This window comes from Nitrosomonas mobilis (assembly GCF_900103035.1).
Lineage (GTDB): Bacteria > Pseudomonadota > Gammaproteobacteria > Burkholderiales > Nitrosomonadaceae > Nitrosomonas > Nitrosomonas mobilis.
On the sequence record NZ_FMWO01000092.1, the window covers coordinates 21,299 to 47,841 of the forward strand.

The window sequence follows — 26,543 nt, forward strand, 5'->3', positions numbered from 1 at the left end:
CGCCCTGGGCGACTCAAGAGACGCTGAAAATACTGTTTACTTGTTAAAGTCATGACAAGTCTTTATCTCTGGTTTTTCGTTCAATAATTTACCAATGCGACGCCAAGGCATTGGCTACCGCCAGCTTGTAAAATTTCTTTTAGTAAACGCAAGTCATTCAGCCGGGTATGGTGTTGTCGCGCCACTAACAGAGCACCTCCACAATTGGAGGCGACAGTGTGCGCGTCCATCCCTTGTTCTGCTGAAGGGGTATCAATCAAGATAACATCAAATTGTATTTGCAATTGTTGCAGGCAGTTTTTTATACCTCGGCTAATCAATTCTCCTGGATTTGGCGGTAGCGTGCCTGCTGGCAAGATCGATAAGTCACGAAAGATCGGAATTTGTGTGATGGTCGTAAGATCAGCCCGCCCGGCTAGAACATCCGACAAGCCATAAACACCTTTCAGCTTAAATAATTGATGCTGCCGTGGCTGTCGCAAGTCAGCATCAATTAACAACGTACGTTTGCCCAGCTGAGAAAAAACAATCGCCAAATTGGCCGCTAAATGGCTGCGCCCCTCGCTACGATCAGGACTAACCAACGCCAAAGTTTTATGATCATCGATAAACCAACGTAGCATTAACTGTTCCCGTAGGACTCGGAGCGATTCAACTTCAGAACTAAAGGGTCGGTATGCTGCAACCAGTTTTTGGCTGAAACAATCTTCGTCCGCAGCTAGAAAAGGAAAGTCAAATTGAGAAGACAAGGCTTTTTGTATATCGTCATCATTGATTAGCCCCAGCGCCTTTGCTGCATCACCAAAACGGATACCTTTCTGTTTTTGTAAAAAAATAATGCGATCTTCATCGCTGGCCTTGATTTTTCCTGAATCTAATAATATAGATCCGATAGAAATAGGATTTTTTGTCATGGTTTATTTCCTGGGGTCTGTTTACATTTTTCGGTAATTATTTAATAAATACAGACATGCTTGTAATATTGAGGCTTCTATGTCATCAATAAAACGAGTTTGTGATACCCCGCTTGATGCTTAGTGACGAGTAAAGTGGACCCATCAGTCAAGACAACAATGTATCCAGTTTAAGAGAGTAACCTGTCACATGTAGCGGAACGGCGCTGCCCTTATTTTCTATTTTTTGCTTCCATTTCTGATGGAGTTTCTTCTGTATTTCTGCATTTCTGTATTTATCCACAATCCTTGCGCCGCCCCCGCTCACTGTCAGGTAAACCTCATCCGGCGAGGTAATAGCCTAGCAATTGGTGTACCCTTTCCGCATTGTAAAACATAAAGGATTCTGTCAGACCAACTGCTAAATCAGAATTGTGGTGTAACCCTTCAGATACACGTGTTTATGTTTAACGCTACGTCAGAGTCGTTCCACAAAGGTGTTATCTAATACCCTGCCGCGCCCGTCTGTGTTAATGGCAATTCCGCGCGCCTTAAGCACGCCAGTAAAAGCATCGCTGGTGAACTAGCTATCTTGATCGGTATTAAATATGGCCTGGTATTCCATGTGCCTGCTATTATCACTCGCGTGATCGTCATTGAATACTTGTCAGATTCGAAAATCGAACCGATCTTCCTGCCACCCTATGCAAGCAATCCGGACCTGATTGAGCGCTATTGACGGTTTTTCTAAAAAATTCTGTATGACAAATACTACGGAATCTTTCCCACGTTCAAGTGAGCTTGCGATGATTTCTTTGCTGCTTCCGAGCAGCTGCAAGGATACGCTACGTTCATTGTTGACTTATAGTTTTCAGATTATCAATTGCGTTCGAGTGCCGGAATTTGAGGTGTAGTGGGTATAGTAGGATTTGGCACTTTTTAGTGGCGTAGCGCGTCAGGCCAGTAGAGAGGGGCGCAATCCGGCAACTGGTGGAACCATGACAATTTCCGTTAAAAAAAGTCGTTAAATCCATACCAGGCAAGGCATTGTCGGATGCTGTGGCGGCTGGAATGAATAAATAATTCGTACTGGCAAGTGCTAATGGAAGAAGCCATGGAATCATCAAGCGACAGACAAATCAGTTCCGTCGCATTAAGCAAATTATTAGGAATTTTTCTTAAATATAATTAATTATAGATTTGGATAAAAGATGCATAGCGCGACAGAATCGCCAGATGTACCATCTTTTACCGACAGATCGGTTTATTCAACAATAACGCCACGGTTAACTAGGACATAGTCATAATTTATTTGCAGCGCATTATTTATAAGTATAGACTTTCATTGTCACTTGACAATCAACTGTTTATCCGAGGGGTTATTATGTCGCATAAAATTATTATGGTATCAATCATAGTTATCATGTCTTTTCCTGCTTACGCATTGAATGTCGCACAGCAAGCTGAAATGGTTGTCGCACACAATATATATCGGGCAGAGGTTGGCGCACCGCCTATTAAGTATTCTGGTAGCTTAGCCACTACTGCACAAGCTTGGGCAGATAATTTAAAAACAAATAAAAGCTGTAACCTTGAACATAGCAAGGGGAGTGGACTTGGAGAAAACATATTCTGGGCGGGTGCAGTAACCTGGTCAGATGGAAAAATAGGGAAACAAGATGTTACCCCAACAAAGGTCACTGATTCGTGGGGCAGTGAAAAAGCGGATTACATCTACAGTTCCAATAGTTGCAGAGACGGTAAAATATGTGGGCATTACACGCAAGTGGTTTGGAGCGAAACAACTGAAATCGGCTGTGGAACTGCAGTGTGTGATGATAGCACTCAAGTTTGGGTTTGCAATTATGCACCTGCAGGAAATATGGCTGGTGAAAAACCTTATTGATAATCGGGCGCTGTCGCCTTAAAAATTCTTTGAAATCTTTCTTCAATGGAATCAATTAATAATTTTGATGAGGAACGATTAATGCAACAGAACCTTTTTTATTGGTGATAGAGGGGGTTCCGGGCAGGCACTACATAAACTACATAAATTCCCTGGCCGTCAGCTGTTCCTGATGCCGGTCCCGCGCCAGCAATAAATAAAAAGTCGGCACGACGATCAATGTAAACAGCGCACCGCCAATACCGAGACCGCTAAAGATTACCAGGCCGATGTCAAAACGGCTGGCCGCACCGGGGCCAGAGGCGATGAGCAGAGGAACCATGCCAACCATGGTGGATATCGTTGTCATCAATATAGGCCGCAAACGAATTGCAGCAGCCTGCTCCACGGCATCTCGTTTGGACAAGCCTTCCCGAATCTGCAGTTGGTTGGCAAATTCAACAATTAGTATGCCATTTTTAGCGGTTAGTCCGATCAAAGTGATTAGCCCAACTTGTGTATAAATATTGAGCGAGGCGAATCCCAGCATCAGGAAAGCCAGTGCGCTGGCAATAGACATAGGAACTGAAGTTAAAATAATGAGCGGATCACGCCAGCTCTCGAATTGCGCTGCGAGCACCAGGTAAATAATCAGCAGTGACATAAAAAAAGTAATAATCAGATCACTGCCTTGCTGTGCATACTGGCGCGAGTTGCCTGTGTAGTCAAAACTGTAGCCGCGCGGAAAGAACTCATTGGCAAGCTGCTCTATATAACCCATGGCATCACCGAGGGCGACGCCCTGTGCCGGGGAGCCTGATACGGTTATGCTGTTGAGTTGTTGAAACTGAGTCCGCTTGCTGGGTTCGACTGATTTTTCGATATGCACTAGAGAAGAAAGAGGAACCTGGCCACCGGAAGCTGTGCGGAGGTAATAATTGTAAAACTTGCTGGTGTCAAGCCGCGCCGGATCGTCCACTTGTGGAATCACCTTGTAGCTGCGTCCTTGCAGATTAAAACGATTGATATAACCATCACCCAACAGGGCGGCCAAATTACGGCCGATTTCTTCCATTGAGATGCCAAGGTCAGCAGCCCTGTTACGATCGATAACGAGCGTAGCTTTAGGTCTGGTAAATTCCACTTCTTTTTGCAGGAAGGAGAATTGCCCACTTTCCATCGCTGCGTTAACCAGTAGATCAGCGACTTCATCAATTTGCGTATAATCAGCATCGGATTTAATCACAAACTGCAGCGATAAGCCGCCACCGGATCCAGGTAGACTTGGGCGTGGAATTACGGCTGTCTTGAATCCAGCAATGCCATTGACCTTGTCTTGCAGTTTCGGCTGGATATCCATTTGTGAGCGTTCCCGCTGTGATGTTGGCGGCATTTTAAAGCCACCAAATACAACATTGTCATCGCCACCAAAACCGAGCAGGAGAAAACTCTCATTGTATTCTGGAAAAGTTTCGAAGGCGCTGACTAGTTCACGTGTATAAGTTTCATTATATTTCAACGTCGCGGTTTGAGGGCCTGTGGCCATAAAAAACAGAATACTTTGGTCCTCGGTTGGTGCGAGCTCTTTTTGTGCCAGTGCAAACATAAAATATATGCTGCCCAGCACGACCAGAGCGAATACTGGTAGAACTAATGGAAATTCCAGGACTGTGTGCAGCAGTCGCTGATAATATCCGGAAAGTCCGTTGAAAAAATGCTCAATGCTTTGTTCAAACCGACCGGCCTTGCCTTTTTCCTTCAATATATTTGAACAAAGCATGGGTGCCAGCGTGAGTGCTACGATGGTTGAGATGACTACTGCGCCGACCAGCGAAAAAGCAAATTCGGTAAACAAGGTGCCCACCAGGCCACCCATAAACCCGATCGGCAGATAGACCGCAACCAATGCCACGGTAGTCGCAATAATCGGCAACACCAGTTCTCGTGCGGCGTCAATCGCAGCCTGGAAGCGAGATTTGCCTAACTCGATATGCCGATGCACGTTTTCTACCATGACAATGGCGTCATCAACAACCAGACCAATAGCCAGCACCATGGCCAGCATGGTCAGGAGATTGATCGAAAAGCCCATCATGAGCATCAAGAACAGGCTGCCAATCAACGACAGCGGTACAGTTACAGCAGGCACTAGCGCTGCGCGAATTGTCCCCAGGGTCAGGTAAATAACCACTAATACGATTATGATCGCAATTACCAGCGTAAAAAGAACTTCATCGATAGAATCCTGAATAAACTGGCTGGCATCATACGGTACCAGTACTTCAAGCGCTTCAGGCAATTCCGGCGCGATATCTGCCATAGCCTTGCGTACATCCTGAGCGACAACCAATGGGTTAGCACCTGGTGCTTGCTCAATCGCCATGAAAATAGCGGCCTTGCCTTTGTACCAGCTGACCGAATCATAGTCTTCGCTACCCATTTCGCTCTGCGTGATATCCTTCAGACGAACCAATGCGCCATTACGATTGCTCACAACCAATTGCTGAAAATCCTTTTCATGCGCGACATCTGTTGTGGCGCTCAGATCCACCATGACATACTCGCCCTTGGTTTGCCCTGCACCCGAGAGGTAATTATTGGTACGCAGTACTTCGGATACATCATCAGCGGTGACACCCAGTGCAGCCATGCGCAGAGGATCCAACCAGATGCGCATAGCATAGGTTTTATTCCCCAGTAATTGTGCTTTGCCTACGCCAGAAACGGCCTGCAGCTTGGGTTGCACGACACGTAATAAAAAGTCGTTAATCTGTGCCGGTGCCATTGTGTCGCTATAAAAAGCCAGATACATCAATGCAGTCCGATCTCCAGTCCGGGAAATAATCACCGGATCCTCGGATTCCGCTGGCAGTACATTGCGTTGGCTGGCGACCTTGGCCTGAATTTCAGCCACTGCCGCATTGGGATCGTAATTTAAGCGCATGCGTGCTTCGATCGTGGAACTGCCCTGACGGCTGACCGAAGATAGATAATCGATCCCCTCAGCTTCCGCGATGGCCTGCTGAAGAGGTGTCGTGATAAAGCCCTTCACCAGTTCACTGCTGGCGCCCGGGTAGGCAGTAGTGACTGTGACGACAGTATCTTCGGTTTTGGGATATTGCCGCACATCCAGCAGTAGTATTGATCGGAAACCGATGACTAGAATCATTAGACTGATGACGCTTGCCAGCACCGGTCGCCGGACGAAAATATCGGTAAATGTCACGGCGTGGTCTCCCGTTCGCCTGGTGCTGGCAGATCGTCGATTTCGATTAACGCGTCATTACGTAACTTGACCTGACCAGCGCTGACTACACGCTCATCAGCCTGCAGACCTTTGACAATCTGCACGCGGCCATTGCGCGTTTCTCCAGCCTCTATTTGCCGGCGTTGTACTATAAGACCATGTTCCCCTGGCGCGACCACGAATACGGATTCTCCGTATGGATTATAGGTAATGGCTGTGTCAGGCAGTGTCAGTACTTCCTTGTCCTGGCTAGACAGAATCTGTACTTCAGCAAACATGCCAGGCCGCAGAATTTTCTCGGAGTTGGTTAGTGTTGCTCGTACTTTTACCGAGCGGGTTCCAATATCGATGCCAGGATTAATTGCGCTAATCCTGCCATGAAAAATATTATCCGGATAAGCTTGTACCGTGATGGTCAGATCCTGATCGACAGTCAGGTCGGCCAGATGCTGTTCAGGCAGCATGAAATCGACATGAATGGGATCGAGCACATGCAAGGGAACAATCGCCGATCCTTCCGCCAGATATTGGCCAACATCCACCAGTCGGATGCCGAGGTTGCCGCTAAACGGCGCGCGGATTTGCTTTTTAGCGATTACGGACAACTTCGCCGTGACAGCTGATTGAGCCAGGGTAAGCTGTGCCTGATCAAGATCATAAGCAGCTTGAGAAATAAATTTTTTGCTCAGCAACTGCTTGCTGCGCTCAAGCTTAATTCGTGCCAAAAACGCGTCAGCCCGCAAACCGCTGAGCTCCGCTTCATCAGTTGAGGTATCGAGCTTGATAAGCAACTGGCCTTTCTTGACCGATTGCCCCGACTCAAAATGAATAGCGGTAACGGTACCGGCGAGTTCATTGCTAACATCAACACCGGCTACAGCAATCAGGCTTCCGACGCTGGTCAGGTAGGGTTGCCATTGTTCCTGTTTGACTTCCGTCACTGCCACAACCACAGGAGAAGGTGTTTTTTTCTTGCTCTCGGCGCGCTGATCCTGATAAAACTTCCAACCAAACAGACCGCCGAAAATCATCAAGCAAAACATGAAGACAAAAAATATACGCCTAACCATATTATTTAATTAGATTGTTTGACAGAAGCCACTGCCACTGTTGAATGAGCTGAAATGCCCCAGATACTTTTATACTGAAGGGACACGTTCTTGTCCAGCGGCTTACAAAGTTCTTTAAATGGGTATTACTGGCTTATGCCAGATGGCGTTAATAGTTATAAGCCAGCCATATCATCGAACTTACTCCCACACTATGGTAGTAACTGCTGCGGTTCGTTGATCGTGATCATTGCATGGAAACACACTGGAAATGTTGCATTACAGACGAGTTTAAGAAGAAAGATTGCTATCGATTGCACAGGCAATACTTTCGTATAAAGTCCAGACTGTATAGCTGTAATCTTTAGCTGCTCAAAATCATTGATTAAAAGCTTGTCATAGCGTGAGCATCCATGTATGTCCTTAAATCTTGCAGGATGAATTAATAATACTACCTGTCAGTATGGTAGCGCGGGCTGGCGGCATGCACGGCTTCGACCAGCGCAGCAGCATGCTCGGGAGGAGTGAACTGGGAGATGCCATGACCGAGGTTGAAGACATGACCGTGCCCGTAACCATAGCTTGCCAGCACTTTTTCGACTTCAACCGCGATAGTTTCAGGCGGCGAAAACAATACGGCTGGATCAAGATTGCCTTGTAACGCCACTTTGTCTTGCGCCCGGCGTCGGGCTTCACCAATGTCGATGGTCCAGTCGAGACCCACTGCGTCACAGCCGCTGGCAACGATGGATTCCAGCCATAATCCGCCACCTTTGGTAAAAACGATGTTGGGTATGCGTTCGCCGTGGTGTTCACGTTTAAGGCCAGACAAAATCTGCTGCATGTAGTGCAGGGAGAATTCCTGATAGGCAGCATGCGAGAGTGCGCCTCCCCAGCTATCGAAAATCATGACTGCCTGTGCACCGGCTTCGATCTGGGCATTTAAATAAGTAGTAACCGCTTGTGCGGTGATGTCGAGAATATGGTGCAGCAGATCGGGGCGTGCATACAGCATGGTTTTGATTTGGCGGAAATCGCTGCTGCCTTCGCCTTCGATCATGTAGCAGGCGAGGGTAAACGGGCTGCCAGAAAAACCGATCAGCGGCACTTGATTGTTGAGTGCCTTGCGGATCTGGGTGACCGCATCCATAACATAGCGTAAATGGGTACCCGGGTCGGGCGCCGTCAAATCGCGTATTTCCCATTCCTCGCGTAACGGACGTTCAAATTTTGGCCCTTCACCGGCAGCAAAATAGAGTCCCAGTCCCATCGCATCCGGGATCGTAAGTATGTCGGAGAACAAGATAGCCGCATCCAACGGAAAACGCGCCAAAGGTTGCAAGGTTACTTCCGTCGCAAAATCCGGGTTTTTACATAACGAGAGAAAGTCACCGGCACGGGCGCGCGTCTGGTTGTATTCCGGCAGATAACGCCCTGCCTGGCGCATCATCCATACAGGGGTATAGTCGGTTGGTTGGCGCAGCAGCGCGCGGATAAAGGTATCGTTATCGAGTTTTGACATAGTATGGGTATGGGCCAATGAATTTTAAAAAATGGAGAATCAGCCTAGTTTGGCGATCTGTTCGTTTACTTTTTCCAGTGTTGCACTGAATGCCGTAAGCCGTTCCTTTTCCTGTGCGACTATCTTTGCTGGCGCGCGTTCGATAAAATCAGGATTGGCAAGTTTGACTTCAGCTTTGCTGATTTCGCCTTCCAGGCGCAATCTTTCCTTTTGCAGGCGCTCTTGTTCCGCTGCCATATCCACCTCTATTTTGAGCATCAGGCGGCATTGCGCAACGATGACGACAGGTGCGTCGGTATCCGGCAGGCCTGTCGGTAAAATTTCGACAGTAGATAGTTTTGCCAGCGCACACAGATAAGGAGAAAAATCGGCCAGTTGCTCGGGATATTCCCCGGTAATCAGTAGTGGCACGCGTTCTGCTGGTGACAGCTTCATTTCGCTACGCAGGGTGCGACAGGCATTGATGATTTCCTTGAGGCGAGCCACATGAATGTTCGCCTGTTCATCGAGACGGCTCAGATCAGCTGTAGGGTAGGGCTGCAGCATGATGCTAGCGTCTTTTTTTCCGGCAAGCGGTGCAACCGCCTGCCACAGTTCTTCGGTAATGAACGGAATGATCGGGTGAGCCAGGCGCAGTATGGCTTCCAGCACGCGCACCAGTGTGCGGCGGGTGGCACGCTGCCGCGACAGGTCATCGCTATTGAGCTGTACCTTGGCAAGCTCAACATACCAGTCACAGTATTCGTCCCACACCAGTTCGTATATTTCGCGTGCGGCCAGATCGAAGCGGTATTCGGCAAAGTGCTTTGTAACTGCCTGCTCTGCTAGTTGCAGACGACCGGTGATCCATTTGTCCGTTGCCGAAAAATTGACTGACAGCGACTCATCGAGTCCGGTGTCCTTTTCCTCGCAGTTCATCAGGACAAAGCGGGTTGCGTTCCACAACTTGTTGCAGAAATTGCGATAACCTTCGCAGCGCTGTAGATCGAATTTGATATCGCGCCCATGCGAAGCAAGACTGGCAAACGTGAACCGGAGCGCATCGGTACCAAATGAGGGAATACCATTCGGAAACTGCCGACGCGTGGTTTTCTCGATTGCCTGCGCCTGGTTGGGATTCATCAGGCCAGCGGTACGTTTTTCGATCAACTCCGGCAACGTAATGCCATCGATCAGGTCGAGCGGGTCGAGCACGTTACCTTTTGACTTGCTCATTTTCTGCCCTTCAGCATCACGGATCAGCCCCGTGATGTAAACCTCGCGGAAGGGTACTTTTCCCGTGAAATATAGCGACATCATCACCATGCGCGCCACCCAGAAAAAAATGATATCAAAGCCGGTTACCAGCACCGAGCCTGGCAGAAAAGTTTTAAGCTCAGGCGTATCTTCCGGCCAGCCAAGCGTGGAAAAAGGCCACAACGCCGAGGAAAACCAGGTATCCAGCACATCCTCATCCTGACGCAGATTCTGTTTGCCGGCTAAACGCCGTGCTTCTTCCTGACTGTGTGCAACCGTCACGTTGCCATCGTCATCGTACCAGGCAGGAATGCGATGTCCCCACCATAGCTGGCGGGAAATACACCAGTCCTGGATGCTTTCCAGCCATTGACGGTAGACGTGGGCCCAGTTGTCCGGTACAAAGCGTACGTCACCTCGTTCGACTGCTGCCAATCCCTGTTGTGCCAGTCCAGCCATCGCCACATACCACTGATCGGTCAGCATGGGCTCGATTACCGCCTGGGTACGATCTCCACGTGGCACCATCATTTTGTGTGGTCGCGTTTCAATCATTAACCCTTGTGCCTCAAGTTCCGCCAGAATTTTCTTTCTGGCGTCGAAGCGATCCATGTTCTGATATTCAGCTGGTGCGCAGTCATTGATCCTGCCATCCAGAGTGAATATATTGAGCGGCACCAGATTGTGCCGCAGCCCTACCTGATAGTCGTTGAAATCATGCGCTGGGGTAATCTTCACGCAACCGCTACCAAAGGCTGGATCGACATAATCGTCGGCAATAATGGGAATGGTGCGTTCACTCAGTGGTAGGCGCAGGTGGCGACCGATCAGATTCCGATACCGCTCATCATCGGGGTGAACGGCGACTGCCATATCGCCAAGCATGGTTTCCGGACGTGTAGTTGCAACGATCAGCCCTTCCAGTTTGTTGTTTGCACTGGTTTCAGCCGGTTCAAACGGGTAGAGAATATGCCACAGCGAACCGTTTTCTTCGGTTGAGATTACTTCTAGGTCGGATACCGCCGTCTGCAAAACCGGATCCCAGTTGACGAGACGCTTGCCGCGATAAATTAGCCCATCTCGGTACAGACGCACGAATACTTCGGTGACCGCACGCGACAGTGTTTCATCCATCGTGAAGCGTTCACGTGACCAGTCGCACGATGTTCCCATGCGCCGCATCTGACGGGTGATGGTCGAACCGGAAGTTTCCTTCCATTGCCAGACTTTTTCCAGAAAAGCTTCTCGTCCGATCTGGCGGCGGTCGATGCCAGCCTGATCCAGTTGACGTTCAACCACAATCTGGGTGGCGATACCGGCATGATCGGTACCTGGCTGCCACAGGGTGTTGTCGCCCAGCATACGATGATAGCGGATCAACGCATCCATCAAGGTATGTTGGAAGGCGTGCCCCATATGCAGTGTACCGGTGACATTGGGTGGGGGAAGCATAATGCAATAAGCGTCAGCTTTATCCCGGTTATCGGGAGAAAAATAGCCCGCTGACTCCCAGGTGGCATACCAGCGTTTTTCGATGTCGGCTGGATCAAAACTCTTGGTTAATTGCATGATGCTCGAACAGGTCAATAAATTGGAGAAATAAGGCTCGCCATTATAACCCGCTCATCTCTAGCCAGAAGCGTATTCCCCGCTAAAAGTTTTTAGGCAGGCGTTTGGCCAGTGCTTGCAGCAGGGTTATCCTGGCGAGGGGGTCCAATTTTATTTGCGCCTCGCGGATGGCATGATCAAAAGCGAAGCATAACAATTCGGAGATTCCGGTTTCCACAGGCCAATTACTTGTCGTAAGTTCAACTTTTTCAATCAGCAGTGGGATCTCGTCACTTTCGGCTGGTGACAGGAATGGCGATTGTTGCTTGGATACCACTTCTTCTTGTGTGGCATGGTTGCCATCACTTGATGGTTGCAGTTTCTGAACAAGCGAGCGGTTTTCGTGCTGATAACGTAGTAGCACCTCATCCAGTTTGACTAGAAGACCATCCTCGTCAGGATCTGCAATTTGTTCAGCGTCGCTATCGGTCATATACCTGACAACTATAAGCGGTGATGGTGAATTTCATATTTCTGTGCCTGATAATAGCGATAGCGTTTTCGCGCCAGTTGCTTGTCCAGATCAGTCTCATTGACCACTTCAATGATGCGTTTTACGAACGCCCCCCCAGGAGGAACTCCAGTACCGAGATTGAGCAGGACATCATAGTAGATAGCGAGAGTTTGCGCGAGTTCGGTGCACAACACCACCGGCGTTACTTCGGCCAGTTTGTTACTTGCCAAGCAATGTGGCACAAAGCTGGTTGGCGAAAATGTCCACAGCAGTTTGTCGAGCTGGTTGGCGACCGCGGTATCGGTCACATCAACCAGCGTTTTCAATTTTTGTTGCGAAGCTTTTTCACAAAGATGGCAGGCAATCAGCAGTTTATTTGTTGCCCCAGTATAAAAATCTACCCGTGTCACCATGCAAACCGGAATCAGTTCTGTTTGGCGCGTGCTGCCAGGAACTCAGTCAGCAGCGGAACCGGGCGTCCGGTCGAGCCTTTTTCTTTACCCGATTTCCAGGCTGTACCGGCGATATCGAGGTGTGCCCAGTGGCATTTTTCGGTGAAGCGTGACAGAAAACAGGCCGCTGTGACGGCGCCGCCCCATCTGCCGCCCATATTGGCGATATCGGCAAAATTGCTGTCGAGCAGTTCCTGATACTCATCCCAAAGCGGCAATTGCCAGGCACGGTCATAGGTTTGCTCGCCTGCCTGCAGCAGAGTCTGAATAAGTGACTCATCATTACCAAATAAACCCGTGGCATTGTGACCGAGCGCAATGACACACGCACCAGTCAGAGTGGCGATATCGATGATGGCTTCAGGTTTGTACTGCTGTTGCGCGTAAGTCAGAGCGTCGCACAGAACGAGGCGGCCTTCAGCGTCAGTATTCAGAATCTCAACAGTCATGCCTGACATGGTCTTGACGACGTCTCCTGGACGCGATGCCTGGCCATCGGGCATGTTTTCTGCTGCTGGAATGATGCCGACTACGTTGATTGGCAGCTTCATTTCGGCCACAGCAGTAAGTGTACCCAATACGCTGGCGGCGCCACTCATGTCGTATTTCATCTCATCCATGTCCGGCGCGGGTTTGATCGAAATACCGCCAGTGTCAAACGTAATCCCTTTGCCAACCAGTACCACTGGCTTTTCCATTTTTTCTCGGCCACGGTATTCGAGTACGATCAGTTTGCCCGGTTGCCGGCTGCCACGTGAGACTGCCAGCAATGCGCCCATGCCCAGCTTTTCCATGTCTTTTTCTTCAAGCACAGTGCATTTCAGCTCATAGGTTTTTGCCATACTTATTGCCTGCTCAGCCAGATAACTGGGGGTGCAGATATTAGGAGCAAGATTACCCAGATCTTTGGCCACGTTCATACCACAGGCGGTGGCTATACCCTGTTGTAACGCACTTTCTACTACTGGCAAGTCGGCCTTGTTCTCGAGCGGAATGACAACTTTTTCCAGCACGGGCGCTTTTGATTCCGCTGTACTTTTGAGACGATCAAAGCGATAGATGCTTGTCTGTGCGAGCAGCACGACCTGCAGTACACGCCATTCAATTGTCCGTTTTTTTACGATTAAATCGGCGAGACAAAAACAGACATCTTTCGCGCCAGTCTGATGCAGTGCCTTAAATGCTGCACTGATCGCTGCAGAAAAAGTTTTCTCGCTGAATGTTTTTTCCTTACCTAACCCCACCAGCAACACCCGTTTACTGTTGATATTCGGCACATGATGGAGCAGCAAGGTGGAATTCTCCTTGCCATTCATATCACCCTGCGCGAGCAGCTTGCTCAAATAACCATTTGAAACTTCATCCAGTCGCCTGGCAGCTTCGGTCAGCTTGCGAGGCTCAAATACACCCACCACGAGACTGTCTCCCTGATATTTGTCCAGATTAACGGGTTTGGTAATAAATTCCATAGATACTCCTGTCGTTTATTGTTCGATGATGGGAAAATTTGAGTAAGTAAGGCATGGGGCGAGAATAATATAAATTTTGTGAAAGATCAGCAATTCTGTATCTCAAACAAAATTTGATTCTAATCAAATAACCCTGTTTTATCCGATTATTTTAATAATCATGATGAGTTGTTTCCGATAAAATAGATTCTATTCGAAAACTTTGAAAAGAAATTACAAAAATAAAGCTAGATTGGCGGATTGTATTTGCTATTCCAATAACCATAGGTACTGAATGAAAGATACTTTGCTCTCTCAGTTACGGTTCTGCACTAATCTGCCCAGCTTGCCCTCGATCGCTCTAAAGATCATCGACCTTGCGGGCAGGCTTGATACCAACCTTAACCAAATTAATCATTATATCTCTCTGGACCCCGCGCTGGCTGCCAGAATCGTTAAAACCGCTAATTCACCGCTGTACAAGTCTCGCCACCCGATCAGTAATATCAGCCAGGCAGTCAATATTCTTGGCATGCATGGCGTGATGACGATTGCATTGTCGTTTTCACTGACAGACTCATTGATGAAGCAATCCAGAAATATGATGAATCCTGCTAGCAGCGGGTTATTCTGGCGCCGATCGATTACTTCCGCACTGGCTTGCCGCGCATTGGGCAAGCGGTTGGGTATGAGTAGGTTGCTGGATGACCTGTTTCTGGCGGCATTATTACAGGACATCGGTATTCTTGCTTTCTGCGCACTGTTGCCGGAGGACTATTCCAGCATCATAGACACTGCCACCAGTCATGAAGAAATTTATAACATGGAGCGCAATCAATTTGAGCTTGGTCACGACGAGCTGGGTGGGGCGCTACTTGCGCATTGGAAGTTGCCAATCTATATTATTGACGCATGTAAGCGCAGTCATCATATGGCTGGTTCGAATCAGCCCGGTATCAACGAATGTGTTGCCGCGTCAGGCAGTATTACCGATTATTTTCTGATGCCCGGAGATGAAACCAGAATTGCGGCGGCAATCGATGTAACCTACAGCAGCCTGGGGCTGGATAAATTTGCCTTGATGGAAGTGCTGGAAGACATGAGAAATGAGCTGCAGCATGTCGAGGAATTGTTTGCCATCTCCATTCTCAATAGCAACCAGCTGAACGGTCTCGTTGATGAAGCACGCGAGCTTCTGACAACACGCACACTCATCAAAATACGTGAGCTGGAAAATAAAGTGCAGCATGACGGCTTGACCGGCGCGCATAACCGTTCCTATTTCGATGACGCTCTGCGCAGTGAATTTCTGTTCTCCTGCCAGCAGGAAACACCGCTGGCGCTGGCCATGATCGACATTGATCATTTCAAGGTTGTTAATGACACCTATGGCCATATCGCCGGTGACGGTATTCTGGTGGCGATTGTCAGAACTATTTCTGAGCAGATCAGACAAACGGATGTGCTGTGCCGCTATGGTGGCGAAGAATTCGCGCTGATTCTCCCCGGCACGTCGATTAATGATGCCCGCCATCTACTGACAAGAATTCAGGAAAACATTCAGGCGATTGCCTATAAACTGGATAGTGGCCATATCATTAAAGTAACTGCTTCGATTGGCCTGGCGGTCAATATGGATCGTGAAAAATCCTTTATGGATGAGCGCGCAATGCTGGATGCAGCTGATTGTGCGCTATATGCGGCCAAACATAGCGGGCGCGACCGAATTATGGAATGGAATCCCTCCTTGGTTTCGCATACGCAACGATGATCAAAACACCCGTCATACTCTCAAATCAAACCTCTCCCAGACTAAAAATATCGTTTTTAACAGCGTATTGTTGAGATTGCCTATCCATTTCTCTCCCGTCCCCACCGTTAGATCAGCCAGGTCGTGTTTGGATTGAATCACATCGTCGACCCCATTTCTCAAATGAGGTTCGGGTAATGAGGCGATGAGTCTGCACATTATATGTTGCTGGTCAATACGATAAGCGCGATCCGCAGCTTGCGCTTCAATCTCACGCTAACCCGTATTTGTGGATTGAGTATTTTGTTGCTCCATAACGCCGCGTCTAATTTTTTGTACATACTAAGGATGAATGCCTTTCCCGCTATCAATGACCCGGGCAGTTGAAGGCGGTATAATCCATTTTATCGATAAAAACAGGATGTTTCTAAGAATGAACTATGACTTCAAAACCTGAGCTTTTCCAACGCCCCCCCCTGCTTACTGGCGAGGATATTTCTGCCAAGCGTGAAGAAATCCGCTGCTACTTTCATACCACACTTGATCGTTATGAGCAGTTGTTTGAAACCTTGCATAATGATGACGCTTATTACATCAAACCAATCACGTTGCGTCATCCGCTGATATTTTATCTGGGTCATACCGCCACTTTCTTTACCAACAAATTCATACTGGCTGGCTTGTTTACCGAGCGGATTGATCCACATCTGGAGTCGATCTTTGCCGTCGGTGTCGATGAAATGAGCTGGGATGATCTGGATACGACCCACTATGAGTGGCCAACGGTGGAAAGCGTTATGGCTTATCGTCGCACGATGCGCAGCAGGGTGGATGCACTTATCAGCACCTTGCCGTTGTCGTTGCCCATTACTTGGGATAGCCCATGGTGGGCGATTTTAATGGGTGTGGAGCACGAACGCATTCATCTGGAGACTTCTTCGGTGCTGATCCGTCAGCACAGGCTTGAGCATGTCAAGCCCCATCCGTCATGGCAACCGTGCCGTGTCAGTGGAAAAGCCCCGGAAAACCAGATGGTGGCGGTGGCAGCGGGCAGTGTGACAATCGGCAAGGATAGGACAACGGATTCCTTTTATGGGTGGGATAACGAATATGGGTATCATGAAGCTGAAGTTGACGCTTTTCAGGCAAGCCGCTATCTGGTCAGCAATCAGGAGTTTTTAATTTTTGTAGAGGCCGGTGGATACCAGGCAGATGAATTCTGGGAAGAAGAAGGGCTCGCCTGGCGACGGCATACAGGGGTGACGCATCCTACGTTCTGGGTACGCAAGGCGAATCAATGGCTGCTGCGTCTCATGACTGAAGAAGTCTCGATGCCATGGAACTGGCCAGTGGAGACCAATTATCATGAAGCCAAAGCATTCTGTAATTGGAAAGCAAAAACGACTGGGCAGCCAGTACGCCTGCCGACTGAAGACGAATGGTATCGTCTGTATGAAGCTGCCGGTTTGACCGAGATAGCGCATGATGCGCCTGCCAAGGGGAACCTCCACCTGGATTTTTATGCATCGAGCTGTCCGGTGGATGAATTCCGGCAAGGCGGTTTTTACGATATTGTCGGTAATGTTTGGCAATGGACAGAAACGCCAATGTATCCGTTCTCAGGGTTCGATGTGCATCCGTTATATGACGATTTCACTACGCCAACTTTTGATGACCAGCATAATCTCATCAAGGGAGGTTCCTGGGTCGCCTGTGGAAATGAGTCACTCAAGGCAGCACGTTACGCTTTTCGGCGGCATTTTTTCCAGCACGCTGGATTTCGCTATGTGATTTCAACGTCGTCGGCGATTCCACTCGGTTCACGTTACGAGACGGACAAACTCCTGTCGGAATATGCCGAATTCCACTATGGTGATACTTATTTCGATGTACCGAATTTTCCAAAAGCACTGGCGGAACTGGCCATTGCCGCAATGGGAAACCGACCGATGCGCACGGCGCTCGATCTGGGGTGTGCTTCCGGTCGAACTACTTTTGAACTCGCCAGGCATTTCAATCATGTCACCGGTGTCGATTTTTCCGCTCGTTTCATCAATCAAGGGGTACAACTTGCCCAACAGGGCGTACTGCGTTATACGTTAGCCGATGAAGGGGATCTGGTGTTTTATCGGGAGCGCACGTTAGCGGGGCTTGAACTGGAAGCGGTTAGAAACAAAGTTACATTTTTTCAGGGGGATGCGTGTAATCTTAAGCCGATACTGACCGGTTTCGATCTGATTCTGGCAGCTAACCTGATCGATCGTTTATATGATCCCGCCAGGTTTCTGCAGTGTGTTCACGAACGGCTGAATGCAGGCGGACTGCTACTGATTGCTTCACCTTATACGTGGCTGGAAGAGCATACCAAGCGATCTGCATGGATCGGTGGTTTCAAGCGTGATGGTGAAAGTTTCAGCACATTGGATGGACTCAAGGTCATACTTGGTCAACATTTCCGATTGATCAAAGGTCCTGAATCCGTTCCATTCGTGATTCGCGAAACCTCCCGCAAATTTCAGCACAGCCTGTCTGAAGCCACGATCTGGGAGAAAATTTGACAGATCTGGACTTGTTTGACCGCGAGATTGATCGGTCTGGCACTTTCAGTACCAAGTATGATGCTCGTCAGGCGGTATTCGGTCATGCCGATGTAATGCCGCTGTGGGTAGCCGATATGGATTTTGCTGCGCCGGTTGCAGTTACCGATGCCTTGCGTGCACGTGCGGCACACCCCATTTATGGCTATACTCAGGCACCGGATAGTGCCTATGCCGCGTTGATCAACTGGCTGAAACAGCGCCATGGCTGGGAAGTGGCGCGTGAATGGATCGTGTTTTGTCCGGGTGTCGTACCCTCTCTCGTCACGAGCATTCTAACGCTGACCGAAGCGGATGCGCATGTGATTGTGCAGCCGCCGGTGTACTTCCCATTTTTTTCAGCCGTTACAAAAACGGGCAGGCGTTTGCTGGAAAATCCACTGCGAAAAAATAATCTTTCCTATCATATTGATTTTGAGGCGTTATCAGCGCAAGCAAAATCGGCACAGATGCTGTTGTTCTGTTCTCCGCACAACCCGGTTGGCCGGGTCTGGCAGAAACCGGAGCTGCTTGATTTGCTGGCGGTCTGTGAGCAGCGTGGGCTGATCATCGTTTGTGACGAAATTCATGCAGACCTAGTATATCCTGAGCATGATCATCAGATTCTGGGGGCGCTGGCGGATAATCCGCAACAAATCATCACGGCGGTGGCTCCGAGCAAGACTTTCAATATTCCCGGTTTAAACCTGTCGGCATTGATTGTTCCCAACCCTGAGTATCGTGATGCCATTACTTCTTATTTAAACAAGCTGCATATCAGTGTCACCAATCCATTCAGTCTGGTCGCATTTGAGGCAGCTTACCAGCATGGTAGTTCGTGGCTGGATTCTCTGATGGTTTATTTGGCGCATTCCCGAGATATGGTGCAGTGTTTTCTGTCGGAATATCTGCCGGAAATCAGGCTGATTCCGCCACAGGGAACCTATCTGCTGTGGCTGGATTGTTGTGCGCTGGGGATGAATGATGATGCACTGCACCATTTTTTTGTTTTTGAGGTAGGTATTGGCCTGAGCCCAGGTATTCTGTTTGGTGCGCAAGGCAGCGGTTACATGCGCATGAATCTAGCTGCTCCTCGTCACAAAATTAGACAGGCACTGGATAATATGTTTGGAGCGGTGCGTCGACACCAACAAGGCCGGATTTGAGCTCTCAGCTTAGAGCAGTTCGCGGATAACTTCCTCTATCTGTTTCTTTTTAATGCGGCCAAGATGGGCATTGACGATGCTGCCGTTCCGATCTATGGTCACTGTGAAAGGCAAAGCTCCTTGCGGGTTGCCCATGGCTTCCGCAAGAGTGAAAGCATCGAATTCCCCGACTATTACCGGATAATTGATTCCGAATTCCTCGCTGAAAGCAGCTACTTTTTTGGCGTCATCAACGGCGATACCTACTACCACGACCCCTTGATTACGGTAACTGGCGTAAGTATCAATCAGCTCCGGAATTTCGTCACGGCAGGGCGCACACCAGGTTGCCCAGAAATTGGCGACGATAATTTTTCCCCGCCATTGTTCACCTGGCTGAGCGACACCCGTTACATCAGTCAATGTGGCATTGAAGAACGCTTCAGCACCCGCCTGTTTCTGGTCACTGGTCATAAGCAGGCTGTTGTCGATCTGCCGGGATTTGTAGGCAAAACCAGCTGCCAGTGACAGAATGGCAACAACGACATAAAATGAAAATTTGCTCGATTGAGTCATGTTTGATCCATAAAAATTAGTAAGACAGAAGATAGGGCGTCTCTAAAAAAGATCAGATCAGCACCGCATCAAGAACGGTTAGAAAATCATCCTTGTTCAGGTAGCCGATAACCCGGACCCTCGGAATTTCCTGCCCCTGCCGGTCAAAAAACAGTAACCCTGGCGGGCCAAAAAGATTGAAGCGCTTGAGCAGTTCCGCATCATCCTGGCTGCCTGCGGTCACATCAATTTTTACCAGTGCAACATCTTGTAGGCGCGCCTGGACACTGGGATCACTGAAGGTAAACCGCTCCATTTCCTTGCAAGAGACACACCAGTCGGCATAGAAGTCGATCATGACGTGACGTCCGCGGGATTGTTGGATAAATTCGTCCAGCTCCGCAACAGTTCTGATTTTTTGGAATGGCAACGCTTTGTTTTCTCTGCCTCCTATGAATTGATTGCCAGTGGTTCCGGCAGAAAAATTGAAATTGGAGAGCGGCTGCAGCACATCGCGGCTGCCGGAGAGTACACCAATCAGGATGGCCACCCCGGTTAACAGCGAAATGACACCCACTCCCTTGAATAGCTTTTTGAATCCACTTGTCTGTGCGGGAAGCGGATCGAGCGCATGTAGGTAGATTGCGGAAATGATCAGCAGTGCTGCCCACAGCAACATATGCGTTACTTCGGAAATTACCGGGGAAATTAGCCAGATCGCAACCGCGAGCAATAATACACCAAAGAACTGTTTGATGGACTCCATCCAGGCGCCGGAATGCGGTAAAAATGCTCCGGCAGAAACCCCTAGCAGCAGCAGCGGCACACCCATGCCGAGCGCCATGACGAACAAGGCGGATCCACCTAGTACCAGATCCTGCGTCTGACTGATATAGAGCAGCGCACCAGCCAGTGGCGCGGCGACACAAGGGCCGACAATCAGAGCGGATAACGCACCCATACCAAATACGCCGGTTAAATGTCCTCCCTTTAGCTGCCCCGTTTCAACTGTTAATTTATTCTGCAGTGACGACGGTAGCTGCAGCTCATAAAAACCGAACATGGAAAAAGACAGCAGTACAAATATGAGAGCAAATGAACCCAATACCCATGCATTTTGCAGGGCTGCCGAGAGCATCGAGCCGGATAGCCCGGCTAATGCACCAATGATGGCGTAGGTGATCGACATACCTAGCACATAAGCGAGCGATAGTATAAAACCACGTGCTTTAGAGAGGTGCTGTCCTTTGCTGGCGATAATGCTTGATAAAATCGGAAACATCGGAAATACACACGGCGTGAAAGCCAGCAATAAGCCGATGACGAAAAACCCGCTTAGAATCAACCAGTAATTACCGCTGGCAAACATTTGTTCAATTTTGTAGGTTTCTGTTTCAAAAATTGGAGCAGCAGCAGATGACGAGGATGGTGTTTGAAATAATTGGGCGGCCGCGTCATTTGTGGTTGACGCAACTGCATTTGGGCTTACTTCGGCAGTGGCATCAACCGCAGCCAAGGCAGCGGGCAAGATAAGCTTGTTGACCTTGTTGATTGGGGCGTAACAAACCCCAACCGGTTCGTTGCAGCCCTGATAAGTAGCTGCAAGCGTCAATTCATTGGTTGCGGCTCCATCGCGTCGCAACGAAATAATCGCTTGTAGAGGCTGATAATAAACTTCGGTCTGTCCAAACGTAAGATCGTCCTTAATTTTCCCCGCTGGTAGGCTGACCTTGTCGATGCGAATGCCTTCACTATTGGATTCAAAAGCTATTTTTTCCCGATAAAGATAATAGTCCTTCGCTGGTGTCAGGCGGGCAATTAACGTATTGGCATCACGTACTTCCAGTGACAGCTTGAAAGCTTCATCAGGTGGAAGCAATTCCTGCTGCGATTCTCCAAAACTTGCCCCCAATTTTTCCAGAACAGACAATAAGCTGGAGGATTTTTTTTCTTCTGCAAACGCATATGTGCTGGTAAAGCACAGGAAAACAATAAAAATGGTTTTCAACCAATGCATATCAATGATCACCCCGTTATCCGTTGCTTGTTTCGTCAATAACCCATTGTGAATAGGCAGGCGACGCCTTATCAAATGAGACTGCCAGAATTTCGGGGAGTTCGTAAGGGTGCAGAGCCTTAATAGTTTTCTCCACTGCGTTGTAGTGACGCGTAGTAGTTTTAATCATGACAGGAACTTCTTCTGCTTCTCTGAGTTGACTTTGCCAACGATACAGTGAACGGCAGACAGGAAAGATATTTACACATGCAGCCAGCCGATCGCCAATCAGACTTTCTGCCAGTACTTTTGCGCTCGCCTCGTCTGGATAGTTTGTCAGGACCATGAGCGATTGCGATGCCACTATTTTTTCAGACATCTGTGCGTACCCCTCGATGTTAAAAGATTGTATGTTATTCTATTGTAAACCTAATCAATGCAATTTAGAAACCCAGGCAGGTCACATGGCTAATTATGATGCTAATTTGTCTGTAAAGTTTTGCGACTTCCAAACTGCTTCTAAAAAATACGCGTCATGAGAAAACTTTTTCTGTTTCTGCAATTACTCACCATCACATTTCCAATTGGAGTTTTTTTTACTTATATTATTATGGACGAAGGTGATCAGTTTACCTTTGAGCACTATCTGGTGACTGCATTAAGCGCCTTTCCATTCTTCATGTCGCTCTTGATCAGATTCTTTTTATCGGACTTTGAAGATAAATAAGTTTTCTGAAGATAACGCCACGCAGCAATTGCTATTCATTCCATCACCATGACAATTAATAAACAATCATGCCTCTTTCAGGCTGTCCTGATTTTTCTGTTGTTATTTATAATGACGATGACTGTACATGCCGAGAAACGTTACGCCAGTGACCAGGTTGAAGTGTTGCTGCGCACGGGACCGAGTCATCAGCATGCCATCGTGCGTATGCTTAAAAGTGGAGATGCGGTGGAGGTGTTGGAGCGCGACAAGGCCAAAGGATATAGCAGGGTAAGAGCCAAAGGTGGTTCGGAAGGCTGGGTGTTAAGTCGCCATTTGATGGCGGAACCGTCTGCACGAGAGTTGCTGGAGGATCTGAGTTTACAGATATCCGGTGCAGAGAGCAAAGTGGATGGCCCGGGGGCACAGGCCAGTCTGATCAGGCTGGAATTCGAGACGTTAACTAAACAGATTGTTGCTGTAGAAAAAGATAATCAGGTCCTCCTGGAGGACCTGATTAATATCAGGCAAACTGCTGCCGACGCTATTGCCCTGGAAAGCCAGCATCAGGAAATGTTACAGCAAAACACGGTAATGGAAGCGAAACTCGTGGAGCTTGAAAAGGAAAACGCCACACTCAGTAGTCATATCCAGCGAGACTGGTTCTATGCTGGTGCAATCGTGCTGTTTACCGGCCTGCTGCTCGGGCTGCTCATTCCCCGTGTTCAGTGGCGGAAACGATCACGCTTCAGTGACTTTTGAAACTATATACTTACTTATTCGAGCAGAATAAACGCACTTGGGTGGCGCACCCGAATGGAAAAATGATCCTTGCTGCGTGATATCCAGCCATGTACCTCGATACGTTTGTTCAGAAATTGCTGTAGTGGCGGGAACAGCGCCAGGTCGCTGTTGGCAATACGGATATCGATATTGTCACTGACAATCAATCGACTGAAGCGTCTACTGCGATCTACTTTGCTGATTTTGGCGTGATAGCGCTGCCACCCGGCTGGTTTTTCAGTCAGTTTGGCAAGTGAACGAGGTGCATAATGTGTCATTGCCCAGATACCAAGGCGCTGTTTCTCGGCTTGTCGTTGTGCCCTGATCATTGTATCGGCATAGCGAATATTGGGTGGGATGATAACGACAGTAGCCAAGCCTTTTTCCACCAGGGAGAGATTGATATGTTCACCACTGGCCAGATGAAGGTGGGCGAGCTTACGTTGATAATGGTCCTGTTCCTGTTGATCATATTCCAGATACACATGACGCCCCTGCAGTTTGTCACGCAGCCAGTTTTTTGCCTGAGTACCGCCTGGTTCGCCGGTGCGATTGCGGCTATCAATTTCAGGCGCATTGATTCCCAGTAATCTGACACGCAAGCCGCCTTCAAGGGTAACCGTGTCGCCATCGATTACCTTGATCACCTGGTAGGCAATGCGTGATGGCCGGGAATCCAGCTTCAGTGGGCGAGCATCAGGAGTTGGCTTATCCGAGTAAGTAACATTGCCTTCGGCATCCTGCGCACGGTAAATAGTGCTTGCCAGACCCAGGGAGGTTGACAGCAGAATGATGGCGAAACAGACCAACCATCGATTTATCCACATCATCGTCGGTGAGACCGGGTGTTTCTGGCATGATCTGCTAAAATGCATGAATATTACGTTTCCGTTAACTTAATTTTGGTGATAAAAGAAATCCGTTATGGAGATTGACCAGGCGATCAACGCTGCGTTCGAGCCATTATCTCGTCTCGTTTCCGCAGTGGTGCTTTTTAGTGTATCCGTAATGGGTATGGAAATTCAGCTCGTATTACTATGGCTGGTAGCGGCCGCGCTCTTTTTTACATTGTATCTGGGTTTCGCTAATGTACGTTATTTTGCACTCGCGATACGTTTACTGCGTGACACGAATGACAGCAAAAATACGGATGGGGAAATCAGCCGTTTTGAGGCGTTGATGACTTCGCTCTCCGGTACAGTAGGACTGGGCAACATCGCCGGCGTGGCAGTTGCCATTTCTGTTGGTGGGCCGGGTGCGGCATTCTGGATGGCGGTCATGGGTGTGTTTGGGATGTCAACCAAACTGGTTGAGGTTTCACTTGGTGTGAAATACCGCCAGCATGGTTCGAAACGCCACCCTGAGAAAATCTCGGGGGGACCGATGTACTACCTGCGCAGTGCTTTTGACCGCTACGGTCACCCACGTCTGGGTAGTTTTATGGCTGCTACATTTGCCGTTTGCTGCATTGGCGGCACGCTGGGTGCAGGTGGCCTCTTTCAGGTTAATCAGGCATACCATCAGGCGCTGGTCATTACGGGGGGGGCTGATAGCGGCTTTCTGGTCAGCCATGGCTGGTTGTTTGGACTGGTAACCGCACTACTGGTTGGTTTGGTTATACTGGGTGGTATTCAGTGGATTGCTGCAGTTGCTGGACGAATTGTTCCATTGATGGCTATTATCTATATTCTGATGGGCTGCATAGTGATTGGTATGCACATCGAGGCATTGCCTGCGGCAATTCAGACCATTATCGGAATGGCGCTATATCCACAGGCGGGGATGGGTGCATTGCTGGGTGCATTGCTGGTTGGTGTGCAGCGAGCTGCTTTTTCCAATGAAGCTGGGCTCGGCTCCTCGGCCATTGCCCACTCTTCGGTCAGAACCAGTGAACCGGTCAGCCAGGGAATAGTCGGCATGCTGGGACCTTTTATTGATACGGTTATCATTTGCTCAATCACCTCGCTCGTGATCGTCATTTCCGGCGCTTATTCCGAAAGTAACGGTATGGAAGGGGTTGCGCTTACCTCGCGGGCATTTGCCATCGGGTTGCCATGGTTTCCCTATGCACTGGCTGCGACAGTATTTCTGTTTGCGTACTCGACCATGATTTCCTGGTCTTATTACGGCCTGAAATGTGTCACTTATCTGTTTGGCGAACGGGACAGTATCGAAATAATCTATAAATTGCTGTTCTGCTTTGCAATTGTGGTTGGAGCCTCTGCAGAGCTATCCAATGTTATGATGTTTATGGACTCAATGGTGCTGGCAATGTCCGTGCCCAACATCATTGGTCTTTTTATGCTGGCCCCGGAAATTAGGCAAGATCTCAAGGAATACCTGTTGCGCCACAAGAATGGAACTTTACATCCATGAATCATCACTCATTCTGTTCGTACCGATTATCCTAACGAATGTCGACTGTTGCTGAAAGTACACTGGTCAAGTTTGACAATGTCAGTTTTTCCTATGGAAACACGCCTATTCTGAAAGGTGCCAACCTTGCAATTCCTCGTGGGCAAGTGGTTGCCATCATGGGAGGGAGCGGATCGGGTAAAACCACGTTGCTACGTCTGATTGGTGGTGAAATCCGACCAACTGCCGGTACCGTTCATGTTGCCGGTGAAGTCGTACACGAACTTAGCCGCAACGCACTGTTCACAATGCGTCGCAAAATGGGAATGCTATTTCAGTTCGGCGCGCTGTTTACCGATTTATCGGTATTTGATAACGTCGCTTTCCAGATGCGCGAACATAGCAATTTGCCTGAAGACATGATCCGCGATCTGGTGCTGATGAAACTGCATGCCGTCGGGTTGCGGGGCGCACATCATCTGATGCCGGTAGAACTCTCAGGTGGGATGGCCCGCCGGGTGGCGCTGGCACGCTCGATTGCGCTCGATCCAATGCTGATGATGTTTGATGAACCATTCACCGGGCTCGACCCAATTTCGTTGAGCGTTATCGGCAGTCTGATTCGGCGACTAACCGACGCGCTTGGTATGACTTCAATTCTGGTGACGCATGATGTGCAGGAATCTCTGCAGATTGTTGATCATGTCTATTTTCTGGCCGATGGTAAAATTGTCGCACACGGCACGCCTGATGAGGTACGGCAGTCTGATGCGCCATTCGTCCATCAGTTCATCCACGGCGAGGTTGATGGTCCGGTGCCTTTTCATTATCAGGCAAGGGCCTATGCTGATGACCTTGGAATTCAGTCAGGTGGGAATTAAAT

The 26,543-nt window shown here is 48.8% G+C and carries 21 protein-coding genes and 1 pseudogene; 9 read left to right on the forward strand and 13 right to left on the reverse strand.

Annotation, left to right across the window (positions count from 1 at the left end; genetic code table 11):
• Positions 1–80 precede the first annotated feature (80 nt).
• Together epsG and NSMM_RS17215 are read right to left on the reverse strand one after the other, a co-directional pair.
• Complete coding sequence (gene epsG / locus NSMM_RS13085; RefSeq protein ID WP_090288093.1) at positions 81–914, reverse strand: chain length determinant protein tyrosine kinase EpsG; 834 nt, start codon at positions 912–914, stop codon at positions 81–83.
• 271 nt (positions 915–1,185) lie between these two features.
• Positions 1,186–1,503 (reverse strand): annotated as a pseudogene (locus NSMM_RS17215) (integrase core domain-containing protein); the annotation flags it as partial.
• Between NSMM_RS17215 and NSMM_RS15790 the strand changes: the two are divergent.
• Together NSMM_RS15790 and NSMM_RS13090 are read left to right on the forward strand one after the other, a co-directional pair.
• A complete protein-coding gene (locus tag NSMM_RS15790; RefSeq protein ID WP_176753976.1) occupies positions 1,486–1,632 on the forward strand; it encodes a hypothetical protein in 147 nt (48 codons plus the stop codon). The pseudogene NSMM_RS17215 and the gene NSMM_RS15790 overlap by 18 nt on opposite strands.
• 645 nt (positions 1,633–2,277) lie before the next feature.
• Complete coding sequence (locus tag NSMM_RS13090; protein WP_245654809.1) at positions 2,278–2,799, forward strand: CAP domain-containing protein; 522 nt, start codon at positions 2,278–2,280, stop codon at positions 2,797–2,799.
• Positions 2,800–2,938: 139 nt separating this feature from the next.
• Here the strand turns inward: NSMM_RS13090 and NSMM_RS13095 are convergent, their stop codons facing one another.
• The 7 genes from NSMM_RS13095 to NSMM_RS13125 form a co-directional block, all read right to left on the reverse strand.
• Positions 2,939–6,004 carry an efflux RND transporter permease subunit gene (locus tag NSMM_RS13095; RefSeq protein ID WP_090288095.1) on the reverse strand — a complete coding sequence of 1,022 codons (3,066 nt, stop codon included), beginning with the start codon at positions 6,002–6,004 and terminating at the stop codon, positions 2,939–2,941.
• Entirely contained in the window at positions 6,001–7,056 is a 1,056-nt protein-coding gene (locus NSMM_RS13100; RefSeq protein ID WP_218121136.1) for an efflux RND transporter periplasmic adaptor subunit, read from the reverse strand. The genes NSMM_RS13095 and NSMM_RS13100 overlap by 4 nt, the downstream gene beginning before the upstream one ends.
• Before the next feature lie 469 nt (positions 7,057–7,525).
• Entirely contained in the window at positions 7,526–8,596 is a 1,071-nt protein-coding gene (hemE, locus tag NSMM_RS13105) for a uroporphyrinogen decarboxylase (RefSeq protein ID WP_090288099.1), read from the reverse strand.
• A gap of 39 nt (positions 8,597–8,635) precedes the next feature.
• Complete coding sequence (locus tag NSMM_RS13110) at positions 8,636–11,401, reverse strand: valine--tRNA ligase (protein WP_090288101.1); 2,766 nt, start codon at positions 11,399–11,401, stop codon at positions 8,636–8,638.
• Between the two features lie 82 nt (positions 11,402–11,483).
• Entirely contained in the window at positions 11,484–11,873 is a 390-nt protein-coding gene (locus NSMM_RS13115; protein WP_090288103.1) for a hypothetical protein, read from the reverse strand.
• Positions 11,874–11,884: 11 nt separating this feature from the next.
• Entirely contained in the window at positions 11,885–12,307 is a 423-nt protein-coding gene (locus tag NSMM_RS13120) for a DNA polymerase III subunit chi (RefSeq protein WP_245654810.1), read from the reverse strand.
• Positions 12,308–12,318: 11 nt separating this feature from the next.
• Entirely contained in the window at positions 12,319–13,815 is a 1,497-nt protein-coding gene (locus NSMM_RS13125) for a leucyl aminopeptidase (RefSeq protein ID WP_090288105.1), read from the reverse strand.
• Positions 13,816–14,089: 274 nt separating this feature from the next.
• Here NSMM_RS13125 and NSMM_RS13130 point away from each other — a divergent pair, with 274 nt between their 5' ends.
• From NSMM_RS13130 to NSMM_RS13145, 3 genes are all read left to right on the forward strand, one after another.
• Positions 14,090–15,565, forward strand: coding sequence for a sensor domain-containing diguanylate cyclase (locus NSMM_RS13130; RefSeq protein ID WP_090288107.1), 1,476 nt, complete (start codon positions 14,090–14,092; stop codon positions 15,563–15,565).
• A gap of 419 nt (positions 15,566–15,984) precedes the next feature.
• A complete protein-coding gene (gene ovoA, locus NSMM_RS13140; protein WP_090288111.1) occupies positions 15,985–18,102 on the forward strand; it encodes a 5-histidylcysteine sulfoxide synthase in 2,118 nt (705 codons plus the stop codon).
• Complete coding sequence (locus NSMM_RS13145; RefSeq protein WP_245654811.1) at positions 18,099–19,286, forward strand: MalY/PatB family protein; 1,188 nt, start codon at positions 18,099–18,101, stop codon at positions 19,284–19,286. Before ovoA ends, NSMM_RS13145 begins: the two co-directional genes overlap by 4 nt.
• A 9-nt stretch (positions 19,287–19,295) precedes the next feature.
• Here the strand turns inward: NSMM_RS13145 and NSMM_RS13150 are convergent, their stop codons facing one another.
• Genes NSMM_RS13150 through cutA form a run of 3 tightly spaced genes read right to left on the reverse strand, consistent with a single transcriptional unit; the run spans position 19,296 to position 22,195 of the window.
• Positions 19,296–19,841: a TlpA family protein disulfide reductase gene (locus tag NSMM_RS13150; RefSeq protein WP_090288115.1), complete on the reverse strand. Its 546-nt coding sequence runs from the start codon at positions 19,839–19,841 to the stop codon at positions 19,296–19,298.
• Positions 19,842–19,893: 52 nt separating this feature from the next.
• Positions 19,894–21,837, reverse strand: a complete 1,944-nt coding sequence (gene dsbD, locus NSMM_RS13155; protein ID WP_090288207.1) for a protein-disulfide reductase DsbD — start codon at positions 21,835–21,837, stop codon at positions 19,894–19,896.
• 16 nt (positions 21,838–21,853) lie between these two features.
• Positions 21,854–22,195, reverse strand: a complete 342-nt coding sequence (gene cutA / locus NSMM_RS13160) for a divalent-cation tolerance protein CutA (protein ID WP_090288117.1) — start codon at positions 22,193–22,195, stop codon at positions 21,854–21,856.
• A 156-nt stretch (positions 22,196–22,351) separates the two neighbouring features.
• On the opposite strand from cutA, the gene NSMM_RS16235 reads away from it, so the two are divergent.
• Together NSMM_RS16235 and NSMM_RS13170 are read left to right on the forward strand one after the other, a co-directional pair.
• Positions 22,352–22,543, forward strand: coding sequence for a hypothetical protein (locus tag NSMM_RS16235; protein ID WP_090288118.1), 192 nt, complete (start codon positions 22,352–22,354; stop codon positions 22,541–22,543).
• Positions 22,544–22,591: 48 nt separating this feature from the next.
• Entirely contained in the window at positions 22,592–23,284 is a 693-nt protein-coding gene (locus NSMM_RS13170; protein WP_090288120.1) for a TIGR04211 family SH3 domain-containing protein, read from the forward strand.
• Between the two features lie 14 nt (positions 23,285–23,298).
• On the opposite strand, the gene NSMM_RS13175 is transcribed toward NSMM_RS13170, so the two are convergent.
• Positions 23,299–24,180 (reverse strand): thermonuclease family protein, encoded by an 882-nt coding sequence (locus tag NSMM_RS13175; RefSeq protein WP_090288122.1) that lies wholly within the window; start codon positions 24,178–24,180, stop codon positions 23,299–23,301.
• Positions 24,181–24,229: 49 nt separating this feature from the next.
• Between NSMM_RS13175 and NSMM_RS13180 the strand changes: the two genes are divergently transcribed.
• Together NSMM_RS13180 and NSMM_RS13185 are read left to right on the forward strand one after the other, a co-directional pair.
• Complete coding sequence (locus tag NSMM_RS13180; RefSeq protein ID WP_090288124.1) at positions 24,230–25,681, forward strand: alanine/glycine:cation symporter family protein; 1,452 nt, start codon at positions 24,230–24,232, stop codon at positions 25,679–25,681.
• A gap of 38 nt (positions 25,682–25,719) precedes the next feature.
• Positions 25,720–26,541, forward strand: a complete 822-nt coding sequence (locus tag NSMM_RS13185) for an ABC transporter ATP-binding protein (protein WP_090288126.1) — start codon at positions 25,720–25,722, stop codon at positions 26,539–26,541.
• The last annotated feature ends 2 nt before the right edge of the window (positions 26,542–26,543 follow it).

Coding starts and splice junctions, on each gene's coding strand:
- NSMM_RS13180 (WP_090288124.1), top strand. CDS start 24,230: ATGGAGATTGACCAGGCGATCAACGCTGCGTTCGAGCCATTATCTCGT.
- NSMM_RS13120 (WP_245654810.1), bottom strand. CDS start 12,307: ATGGTGACACGGGTAGATTTTTATACTGGGGCAACAAATAAACTGCTG.
- hemE (WP_090288099.1), bottom strand. CDS start 8,596: ATGTCAAAACTCGATAACGATACCTTTATCCGCGCGCTGCTGCGCCAA.
- epsG (WP_090288093.1), bottom strand. CDS start 914: ATGACAAAAAATCCTATTTCTATCGGATCTATATTATTAGATTCAGGA.
- NSMM_RS13150 (WP_090288115.1), bottom strand. CDS start 19,841: ATGACTCAATCGAGCAAATTTTCATTTTATGTCGTTGTTGCCATTCTG.
- NSMM_RS13115 (WP_090288103.1), bottom strand. CDS start 11,873: ATGACCGATAGCGACGCTGAACAAATTGCAGATCCTGACGAGGATGGT.
- NSMM_RS13185 (WP_090288126.1), top strand. CDS start 25,720: ATGTCGACTGTTGCTGAAAGTACACTGGTCAAGTTTGACAATGTCAGT.
- dsbD (WP_090288207.1), bottom strand. CDS start 21,837: ATGCATTGGTTGAAAACCATTTTTATTGTTTTCCTGTGCTTTACCAGC.
- NSMM_RS13100 (WP_218121136.1), bottom strand. CDS start 7,056: ATGATTTTCGGCGGTCTGTTTGGTTGGAAGTTTTATCAGGATCAGCGC.
- cutA (WP_090288117.1), bottom strand. CDS start 22,195: ATGTCTGAAAAAATAGTGGCATCGCAATCGCTCATGGTCCTGACAAAC.
- ovoA (WP_090288111.1), top strand. CDS start 15,985: ATGACTTCAAAACCTGAGCTTTTCCAACGCCCCCCCCTGCTTACTGGC.
- NSMM_RS13130 (WP_090288107.1), top strand. CDS start 14,090: ATGAAAGATACTTTGCTCTCTCAGTTACGGTTCTGCACTAATCTGCCC.
- NSMM_RS13175 (WP_090288122.1), bottom strand. CDS start 24,180: ATGCATTTTAGCAGATCATGCCAGAAACACCCGGTCTCACCGACGATG.
- NSMM_RS13110 (WP_090288101.1), bottom strand. CDS start 11,401: ATGCAATTAACCAAGAGTTTTGATCCAGCCGACATCGAAAAACGCTGG.
- NSMM_RS13125 (WP_090288105.1), bottom strand. CDS start 13,815: ATGGAATTTATTACCAAACCCGTTAATCTGGACAAATATCAGGGAGAC.
- NSMM_RS13090 (WP_245654809.1), top strand. CDS start 2,278: ATGTCGCATAAAATTATTATGGTATCAATCATAGTTATCATGTCTTTT.
- NSMM_RS13170 (WP_090288120.1), top strand. CDS start 22,592: ATGACAATTAATAAACAATCATGCCTCTTTCAGGCTGTCCTGATTTTT.
- NSMM_RS16235 (WP_090288118.1), top strand. CDS start 22,352: ATGAGAAAACTTTTTCTGTTTCTGCAATTACTCACCATCACATTTCCA.